8 protein-coding genes are annotated in these 8,918 nt (G+C 60.1%); 6 read left to right on the plus strand and 2 right to left on the minus strand.

Annotated elements, in window-relative coordinates; genetic code table 11:
* Positions 1–89 precede the first annotated feature (89 nt).
* Entirely contained in the window at positions 90–1,280 is a 1,191-nt protein-coding gene (gene metK, locus QRN36_RS25915) for a methionine adenosyltransferase (RefSeq protein ID WP_093468403.1), read from the minus strand.
* 20 nt (positions 1,281–1,300) lie between these two features.
* Positions 1,301–2,296, minus strand: coding sequence for a metalloregulator ArsR/SmtB family transcription factor (locus tag QRN36_RS25920; protein WP_285426639.1), 996 nt, complete (start codon positions 2,294–2,296; stop codon positions 1,301–1,303).
* A 260-nt stretch (positions 2,297–2,556) separates the two neighbouring features.
* On the opposite strand from QRN36_RS25920, the gene tkt reads away from it, so the two are divergent.
* The 6 genes from tkt (at position 2,557) to fba (ending at position 8,842) form a co-directional block, all read left to right on the plus strand.
* Positions 2,557–4,554 carry a transketolase gene (tkt, locus tag QRN36_RS25925; RefSeq protein ID WP_285426640.1) on the plus strand — a complete coding sequence of 666 codons (1,998 nt, stop codon included), beginning with the start codon at positions 2,557–2,559 and terminating at the stop codon, positions 4,552–4,554.
* A gap of 185 nt (positions 4,555–4,739) precedes the next feature.
* A complete protein-coding gene (epd, locus tag QRN36_RS25930; protein ID WP_285426641.1) occupies positions 4,740–5,789 on the plus strand; it encodes an erythrose-4-phosphate dehydrogenase in 1,050 nt (349 codons plus the stop codon).
* Positions 5,790–5,805: 16 nt separating this feature from the next.
* Positions 5,806–6,969, plus strand: a complete 1,164-nt coding sequence (locus QRN36_RS25935; protein WP_285426642.1) for a phosphoglycerate kinase — start codon at positions 5,806–5,808, stop codon at positions 6,967–6,969.
* A 32-nt stretch (positions 6,970–7,001) separates the two neighbouring features.
* Positions 7,002–7,229: a hypothetical protein gene (locus QRN36_RS25940; protein ID WP_285426643.1), complete on the plus strand. Its 228-nt coding sequence runs from the start codon at positions 7,002–7,004 to the stop codon at positions 7,227–7,229.
* A gap of 99 nt (positions 7,230–7,328) precedes the next feature.
* Positions 7,329–7,652: an MliC family protein gene (locus QRN36_RS25945; protein WP_093468417.1), complete on the plus strand. Its 324-nt coding sequence runs from the start codon at positions 7,329–7,331 to the stop codon at positions 7,650–7,652.
* Positions 7,653–7,777: 125 nt separating this feature from the next.
* Positions 7,778–8,842, plus strand: a complete 1,065-nt coding sequence (gene fba, locus QRN36_RS25950) for a class II fructose-bisphosphate aldolase (RefSeq protein ID WP_093468420.1) — start codon at positions 7,778–7,780, stop codon at positions 8,840–8,842.
* The last annotated feature ends 76 nt before the right edge of the window (positions 8,843–8,918 follow it).

The raw sequence follows: 8,918 nt of genomic DNA on the forward strand, positions 1-8,918 counted from the left end.
GGCAAATAGCAAAAAGCCCCTGACGACTCACATCGTCAGGGGCTTTTTGTCTTGCCGGGTGCCGCTAAGCGCAATGCACCCGGTGGATATTACAGACCGGCTGCAGCGCGCAGGGCGTCGGCGCGGTCGGTTTTTTCCCAGGTGAACGTGGTGAAGGTGTCGTCGCCCACGGTCTTGGTTTGCGGCGTGCGGCCGAAGTGGCCGTAGGCTGCGGTTTCCTGATACATCGGGTGCAGCAGGTCGAGCATGGTGGTGATCGCGTATGGACGCAGGTCGAAGTGCTCGCGGACCAGTTTGATGATCTTGTCATCGCTGATCTTGCCGGTGCCGAAGGTGTTCAGCGAGATCGAAGTCGGTTGAGCGACGCCGATGGCGTAGGACACCTGGATCTCGCAACGCTCGGCCAGGCCCGCCGCGACGATGTTCTTGGCGACATAACGACCGGCGTAGGCGGCCGAACGGTCAACCTTCGATGGGTCTTTACCGGAGAATGCGCCGCCGCCGTGACGGGCCATGCCGCCGTAGCTGTCGACGATGATCTTGCGGCCGGTCAGGCCGCAGTCGCCGACCGGGCCGCCGATGATGAACTGGCCAGTCGGGTTGATGTGGAACTGAGTGTCTTTGTGCAGCAGTTCAGCGGGCAGCACGTGCTTGACGATCAGCTCCATCACGCCTTCACGCAGGTCGGTGTAGGACACTTCAGGATTGTGCTGAGTCGACAGCACCACGGCGTCGATGCCGACGACGATGCCGTTCTCGTAACGGCAGGTTACCTGGGATTTTGCGTCTGGACGCAGCCAAGGCAGCAAGCCCGATTTGCGGGCTTCGGCCTGACGGTGCACCAGTTGGTGCGAGAACGCGATAGGCGCTGGCATCAGGGCAGCGGTTTCGTTGCTGGCGTAGCCGAACATCAGACCTTGGTCGCCGGCGCCCTGATCTTCAGGCTTGGCACGGTCGACGCCCTGGTTGATGTCAGGAGACTGCTTGCCGATGATGTTCATAACGCCGCAAGTGGCGCCGTCGAAACCGACGTCGGAGCTGGTGTAGCCGATGTCGCTGATCACGTCACGAACGATCTGCTCCAGGTCGACCCACGCGCTGGTGGTCACTTCGCCAGCAACGATGGCAACACCGGTTTTGACCAGGGTTTCAACGGCAACGCGAGCGTGCTTGTCCTGAGCAATGATGGCGTCCAGCACCGCATCGGAGATCTGGTCGGCGATTTTGTCCGGATGCCCTTCGGACACGGACTCGGAGGTGAAAAGGGAGTATTCGCTCATCTCGACGGTTTTCCTGAGTATTACCGATGGTGAGTGTCGCCAGCCGGTCGCTGAAAATGGCGAACCTGGATCTGGAAACCATTACGTAAGCCTACATAGAGGCTTTCCCCGGGGACCAGCCCCGCAGCGATGGCCCAACGGGCCAGATCTTCCTGTTCGAAACCTAACCAGAGATCGCCACAGGCCTCCTTGGCCCAGCTCTGGTCATGGCTGCACAACTCTGTCACGAGCAGACTACCGCCCGGTTGCAACAGGTTGGCCAGTTGTTTGAGCGCTTCAGCCGGTGCGGCAAAGTGGTGAAGCACCATATTCAAGACGACACAGTCGCCCTGAACGTTAGCGTCGGCCAATGCATCGGCCAGTTTCAGCTCGACATTACCCAGCGCCTTTTGCTCACAGATCCCCCGGGCCAGTTCAAGCATGGCCGGGCTGTTGTCGAGGCCGGTGACATGGCCAAAGCGCTGCGCCAGATCAGGCAGAAAACCGCCATCACCGGGACCGACTTCCACGGCTGTGGCACCGGCAGGAAAGCTGAGTTTGTCCAGCAGCGACAGCAGGCTGTCGCGGTACTGCGGCAGTCCTGCGATCAGGTCCTGCTGTGCACGAAATTTCTCTGCGGTGCGCGCGAAAAAGTCCTGACTGGCGTTGGCGCGTTGACGATGCACCAGCCCGATCCGGCCTTGCACGTCGTCAGGCAGCGTCAGGCCGTCGACTTCCTCCAGCAGCGCTGCGTGCAGCTTGCCGCCGGTCTGGGCGGTGTGAGGCAGGGCGCGTCGGTAGAAAATCGCGTTGCCTTCACGCCGCGTGGCCACCAGATCCGCCTGAGCAAGGACTTTAAGGTGATGGCTCATGCCCGACTGACCGATCGCGAATATCTGCGCAAGCTCCAGCACGCCGAACGAGTCGTTGGACAGCGCGCGCAGCACGTTCAGACGCAGCGGATCACCGCCGGCCTTGCACAAGGCAGCCAGCTCGTCGCTTTGGTCATGGCTAATGGCGGGCACGCGTAAATTCATAAGGAAGGCAGTCTAGTTATCGCTCGGGCTGGCTGCAACACCAATATCAAAAAGTTTTGATATTGGTCGATGGGTGGCGGCGGCAGTTCGCCACGTTGCCGGTGTTTGCGCAGGAAAGAGGGCAGTCATGCCACATGAAAACGGCCACAACGCAGGAAAATCGCGCATCAGACTGCATCTGTCATTGCCCCCGGACAGTGCCTGAGGGAAAATGGCCGCCTTTTTCAGATCCCACTTCTTTCTGCCCCAGGAGATCAGCGATGCCTAGCCGTCGTGAGCGTGCCAATGCCATTCGTGCCCTCAGCATGGATGCCGTGCAAAAGGCCAACAGCGGCCACCCAGGAGCCCCGATGGGCATGGCGGATATCGCTGAAGTCCTGTGGCGGGATTATCTGAAGCACAACCCGAGCAACCCGCTGTTCGCCGACCGTGACCGTTTCATCCTGTCCAACGGCCACGGCTCGATGCTGATCTACTCGCTGCTGCACCTGACCGGCTACGACCTGTCGATCGACGACCTGAAAAATTTCCGTCAACTGCACAGCCGCACGCCGGGTCACCCTGAATACGGCTATACGCCGGGCGTTGAAACCACCACCGGCCCGCTGGGTCAGGGTTTCGCCAACGCTGTCGGTTTTGCTGTCGCCGAGAAAACCCTGGCTGCACAGTTCAACCGCCCAGGCCACGACATCGTCGATCACCACACCTATGTGTTCATGGGTGATGGCTGCATGATGGAAGGTATCTCCCACGAAGTCGCTTCGCTGGCGGGCACGCTGCGTCTGAACAAGCTGATCGCGTTCTACGACGACAACGGCATCTCCATCGACGGCGAAGTCGAAGGCTGGTTCACCGATGACACGCCCAAGCGTTTCGAATCCTACGGCTGGCTGGTGATCCGCAATGTCGACGGCCATGACGCCGACGAAATCAAGACAGCCATCGACACCGCTCGCAAGAGCGACAAGCCGACGCTGATCTGCTGCAAGACCACTATCGGTTTCGGTTCGCCGAACAAACAGGGCAAGGAAGAGTGCCACGGGGCTCCGCTGGGCAACGACGAAATCGCCCTGACCCGCGCCGCACTGAAGTGGACGCACGGTCCTTTCGAAATCCCGGACGACATCTACAAAGAGTGGAACGCCAAAGAGAAGGGCCTGGCCGCCGAAGCCGAGTGGGACCAGCGTTTCGCGGCTTACTCTGCGCAATTCCCGGAACTGGCCAACGAGCTGATCCGTCGCATGAGTGGCGAACTGCCGGCTGACTTCGCTGAAAAGTCAGCCGCCTACGTGGCTGAAGTCAACGCCAAGGGCGAAACCATCGCCAGCCGCAAGGCGAGCCAGAATGCCCTGAGCAATTTCGGCCCGCTGTTGCCGGAGTTCCTGGGCGGTTCGGCTGACCTGGCCGGCTCCAACCTGACCATCTGGAAAGGTTGCAAGAGCATCACGGGCGAGGAAGCCGACGGTAACTACTTGCACTACGGCGTGCGTGAGTTCGGCATGGGCGCGATCATGAACGGCATCGCCCTGCATGGCGGTTTCGTGCCGTACGGCGCGACCTTCCTGATCTTCATGGAATACGCGCGCAACGCCGTGCGCATGTCCTCGCTGATGAAGAAGCGCGTCATTTATGTGTTCACCCACGACTCCATCGGTCTGGGCGAAGACGGCCCGACTCACCAGCCGATCGAGCAACTGACCAGCCTGCGTTCCACCCCGAACCTGGACACTTGGCGTCCAGCCGATGCCGTTGAGTCGGCAGTGGCCTGGAAACACGCAATCGAGCGTGACGACGGTCCTTCGGCGCTGATCTTCTCCCGCCAGAACCTGCAGCATCAGTCTCGCGACGCACTGCAACTGGAGAACATCAACCGTGGTGGCTACGTGCTGCGCGACTGCAATGGCGAGCCGGACCTGATCCTGATCGCGACCGGCTCCGAAGTCGGTCTGGCGGTGCAGGCATTCGACAAGCTGACTGCCGAAGGCAAGCACGTGCGCGTGGTGTCCATGCCATGCACCAGCGTGTTCGAAGCTCAGGATGCGCTGTACAAGCAGTCGGTGCTGCCGCTGGAAGTCAGCGCGCGCATCGCCATCGAAGCCGCCCATGCTGACTACTGGTACAAGTATGTCGGTCTGGAAGGCCGCGTCATCGGCATGACCACGTTCGGCGAGTCGGCGCCCGCCAACCTGCTGTTCGAAGAGTTTGGTTTCACGCTGGAGAACATCATCTCCACGGCCGAAGAGCTGCTGGAAGACTAAGTAGCCTGCGCGCTCTCTGTAGGAGCGTGGCTTGTCCCGCGATCTGCCACGGAGTGGCAGCAACCTCATGCGACACGGTTGTGCCTGATACACCGTATTCGCCGGGTTGCTGCCGGTTCCCGGCAGATCGCGGGACAAGCCTCGCTCCTACAGGTTCTTTGTGTCATTCAAAACCGAGAACCCCCATGCCTCAGCCACGCCCCTACAAAGTCGCCCTCAATGGTTATGGCCGTATTGGCCGCTGCGTGCTGCGCGCGTTGTGCGAGCGAGGTGCGAAGGCTGGCTTCGAAGTGGTGGCGATCAACGACCTGGCCGACATGGCCAGCCTCGAATACCTGACGCGCTTTGACTCGACCCACGGCCGGTTTCCCGGAGACGTGCGGGTCGAAGGCGATTTTCTGCACATCAACGATCACGTCATCAAAGTATTCCGCAGCGCGACGCCGGAAGGCATCGACTGGGGCTCGCTTGACGTCGATCTGGTGCTCGAATGCTCCGGCGTTTATCACACGCGTGCCGACGGTGAACGATTCCTGTCCGCCCGAGCGCCTCGCGTGCTGTTTTCTCAGCCGATGGCGAGCGAGGCCGACGTCGACGCCACGATCGTCTACGGCATCAATCAGCAAAAGCTGACCGGCGACGAATTGCTGGTGTCGGCTGCGTCCTGCACCACCAACTGCAGCGTGCCGTTGCTGGATTTGCTGGATCGCGAGCTGGGGCTGGAATACGTCACGATTACCACGATCCATTCGGCGATGAACGACCAGCCTGTGATTGACGCCTATCATCACGAGGATTTGCGCCGCACGCGCTCGGCTTTCCAGTCGATCATTCCGGTGTCCACTGGTCTGGCGCGAGGCATTGAGCGCCTGCTTCCGGAACTTGCGGGCCGAATTCAGGCCAAAGCAGTTCGTGTGCCGACGGTGAATGTTTCGTGCCTGGACATCACGCTGCAGGTCGCGCGTGATACCAACGCGGTGGAAATCAACCGCATCCTGCGCCAGGCCGCCACCAGCGGCCCGCTCAAGGGATTGTTGGCTTACACCGAGCTGCCGCACGCCAGCTGTGATTTCAATCATGACCCTCATTCGGCCATCATCGATGCCAGCCAGACCCGGGTTTCCGGCCCTCGACTGGTGAACGTTCTGGCCTGGTTCGACAACGAATGGGGTTTTGCCAATCGAATGCTGGATGTCGCCGACCACTATCTGCAAAGCATCCATAAACAACAGTAAAAACAGGGAACGCCTCATGACCGTGTTGAAGATGACCGACCTCGATCTGCAAGGTAAGCGTGTACTGATCCGCGAAGACCTCAATGTGCCGGTCAAGGACGGTGTCGTCACCAGCGATGCACGCATTCTTGCTTCGCTGCCGACCATCAAGCTGGCGCTGGAAAAGGGCGCTGCCGTCATGGTCTGCTCGCATCTGGGTCGTCCGACCGAAGGTGAATTCTCGGCAGAAAACAGCCTTAAACCTGTAGCCGATTACCTCAGCAAGGCGCTGGGCCGTGACGTGCCGCTGGTTGCCGAATACCTGGATGGCGTGGACGTGAAGGCGGGCGACATCGTCCTGTTCGAAAACGTGCGCTTCAACAAGGGTGAGAAAAAGAACGCTGACGAGCTGGCGCAGAAATACGCCGCGCTGTGCGACGTCTTCGTGATGGACGCCTTCGGTACGGCTCACCGCGCCGAGGGATCGACCCACGGCGTCGCGAAATTCGCCAAGGTCGCCGCTGCCGGTCCCTTGCTGGCTGCCGAGCTCGACGCGCTGGGCAAGGCGCTGGGCAACCCGGCCAAGCCCATGGCCGCGATCGTCGCGGGCTCCAAAGTTTCCACCAAACTCGATGTGCTCAACAGCCTGAGCACCAAGTGCGATCAACTGATCGTTGGCGGCGGCATTGCGAACACATTCCTCGCGGCGGCGGGTCACAAAGTCGGCAAGTCGCTCTATGAGCCGGATCTGCTGGACACTGCCAAAGCCATCGCCGCCAAGGTCAGCGTGCCGCTGCCGGTCGACGTCGTGGTTGCCAAGGCCTTCGCTCAAGATGCAGAGGCCACCGTCAAACTGATCGCAGACGTGGCCGACGACGACATGATTCTCGACATTGGCCCGAAAACTGCGGCCCATTTCGCCGAATTGTTGAAATCTTCCAAGACTATCCTGTGGAACGGTCCTGTCGGCGTGTTCGAGTTCGACCAGTTCGGCAACGGCACAAAGGTGCTGGCCGAGGCCATTGCTGAAAGCCCGGCATTTTCCATTGCCGGTGGTGGCGACACCCTGGCTGCAATCGACAAATACGGTGTGGGCGAGAAAATCTCCTACATTTCCACAGGCGGTGGTGCGTTCCTCGAGTTCGTCGAGGGCAAGGTTTTGCCTGCCGTGGAAGTTCTGGAACAACGCGCCAAGGCCTGATTTTTCGGCCTGGGTGAGTGAAGGGGAGAGAAATGGTCAAGCCATTACCGCTGTTGATCATGGCGGGTTTGCTGGTCGGCTGCGCAAGCAAGCCTGACGCCCAGGCCGCGCCATCCGGCGCGCCCGAGCTGCTTCAGGTCAGCTGCTATCAAGCGGGCTGGCAGGCTGAAACCGTACCGATCGTCTACAAGCGCGGCGGACCGGAAGTCTGGGAAAAATACGAGTTCATGCCGGCGGTCGGGCCTGTGGCCTGCCGCTGAACGTGAACTGACCGTGTGCGGGAACATCTGAAACAGAACTGCCCCTGGCATCGAAGCGACCGGCACACGCCACGCTTTGCAGGGGATCCAGGAGTGGTAATGAAAGGCTTGATTGCCCTTGCGACACTGATGCTGCTGGGCGGTTGTGCCAGCATGAAAGCGTCGGAACCGGCGGCTCCCTGGACCCACTGGGTCTGTGACAGCAAGGCCGAGATTTACTGGCGTTACGCCGATGCCGCGAAGAAAGAGGTCGATGTCCGACTCAATCAGAGCGAACAGGTATTCCGTCTGCAAGCGGCGCCCGGTGCGTCGGGCGCGCTCTACAGCAACGGCGTACTGGCGTTTGACAACAAAGGTAGCGAAGGCCTGGTCTACTGGGACGCTACCAACGATTTGATCGGTCGAGGCTGCAAGGCGCCTTGAGGGGCTGAGTGGTTTCCAGCGATGCAACACCGGGCGGTGACTGAGCGATACGCCCCTATAATTTGAATAGCCGCCGATACGGCTGGCACGCACGATTAACGACCCTACCGGGAGAGAGACAGACAATGGCACTTATCAGCATGCGCCAGATGTTGGACCACGCAGCCGAATTCGGTTACGGCGTCCCTGCATTCAACGTGAATAACCTGGAACAAATGCGCGCCATTATGGAAGCGGCCGACAAGACCGATTCTCCGGTGATCGTTCAGGCCTCCGCCGGTGCGCGCAAATACGCAGGCGCCCCGTTTCTGCGTCACCTGATCCTGGCTGCAATCGAAGAATTCCCGCACATCCCGGTGGTCATGCACCAGGACCACGGCACCAGCCCTGCCATCTGCCAGCGTTCCATCCAACTGGGCTTCAGCTCTGTCATGATGGACGGTTCCCTGCGCGAAGACGGCAAGAGCCCGGCCGACTACGAGTACAACGTGCGCGTCACCCAGGAAACTGTCGCCATGGCTCACGCCTGCGGTGTTTCGGTAGAAGGTGAGCTGGGTGTTCTGGGCTCGCTGGAAACCGGCATGGCCGGTGAAGAAGACGGCGTCGGTGCCGAAGGTCAGCTCGATCACAGCCAGATGCTGACCGATCCGGAAGAAGCAGCCGACTTCGTCAAGAAGACTCAGGTCGACGCGCTGGCCATCGCCATCGGCACCAGCCACGGCGCTTACAAGTTCACCAAGCCGCCTACCGGCGACATCCTGGCGATCGAGCGCATCAAAGAGATCCACAAACGCATCCCCAACACCCACCTGGTGATGCACGGTTCTTCTTCCGTTCCTCAGGAATGGCTGAAAATCATCAACGAATTCGGCGGCGACATCAAAGAAACCTACGGTGTGCCGGTCGAAGAAATCGTTGAAGGCATCAAGCACGGCGTTCGCAAGGTCAACATCGACACCGACCTGCGTCTGGCATCGACTGGCGCCATTCGCGAATTCATGGCGAAAAACCCGAGCGAATTCGACCCGCGCAAGTACCTGGCCAAAACCGTATCGGCCATGCGTGACGTGTGTATCGCGCGTTATGAAGCGTTCGGCACCGCTGGCAATGCCTCGAAGATCAAGCCGATCTCCCTGGAGAAAATGTTCGAGCGTTACGCCAAAGGCGAACTGAACGCCAAGGTGAACTGATCATTATTTGATCGGTTTATCTGTCCAGTCCTGAAATAGGTTTACACCTGTTTCACCCTTAAAACGCTCGATGCAT

The organism is Pseudomonas sp. efr-133-TYG-103a, assembly GCF_030209235.1.
Lineage (GTDB): Bacteria > Pseudomonadota > Gammaproteobacteria > Pseudomonadales > Pseudomonadaceae > Aquipseudomonas.

Bases quoted from the DNA above. Each gene is read 5' to 3' on its own strand.
- fba (WP_093468420.1), top strand. From the start codon at position 7,778: ATGGCACTTATCAGCATGCGCCAGATGTTGGACCACGCAGCCGAATTC.
- QRN36_RS25935 (WP_285426642.1), top strand. From the start codon at position 5,806: ATGACCGTGTTGAAGATGACCGACCTCGATCTGCAAGGTAAGCGTGTA.
- QRN36_RS25920 (WP_285426639.1), bottom strand. From the start codon at position 2,296: ATGAATTTACGCGTGCCCGCCATTAGCCATGACCAAAGCGACGAGCTG.
- metK (WP_093468403.1), bottom strand. From the start codon at position 1,280: ATGAGCGAATACTCCCTTTTCACCTCCGAGTCCGTGTCCGAAGGGCAT.
- tkt (WP_285426640.1), top strand. From the start codon at position 2,557: ATGCCTAGCCGTCGTGAGCGTGCCAATGCCATTCGTGCCCTCAGCATG.
- epd (WP_285426641.1), top strand. From the start codon at position 4,740: ATGCCTCAGCCACGCCCCTACAAAGTCGCCCTCAATGGTTATGGCCGT.
- QRN36_RS25945 (WP_093468417.1), top strand. From the start codon at position 7,329: ATGAAAGGCTTGATTGCCCTTGCGACACTGATGCTGCTGGGCGGTTGT.
- QRN36_RS25940 (WP_285426643.1), top strand. From the start codon at position 7,002: ATGGTCAAGCCATTACCGCTGTTGATCATGGCGGGTTTGCTGGTCGGC.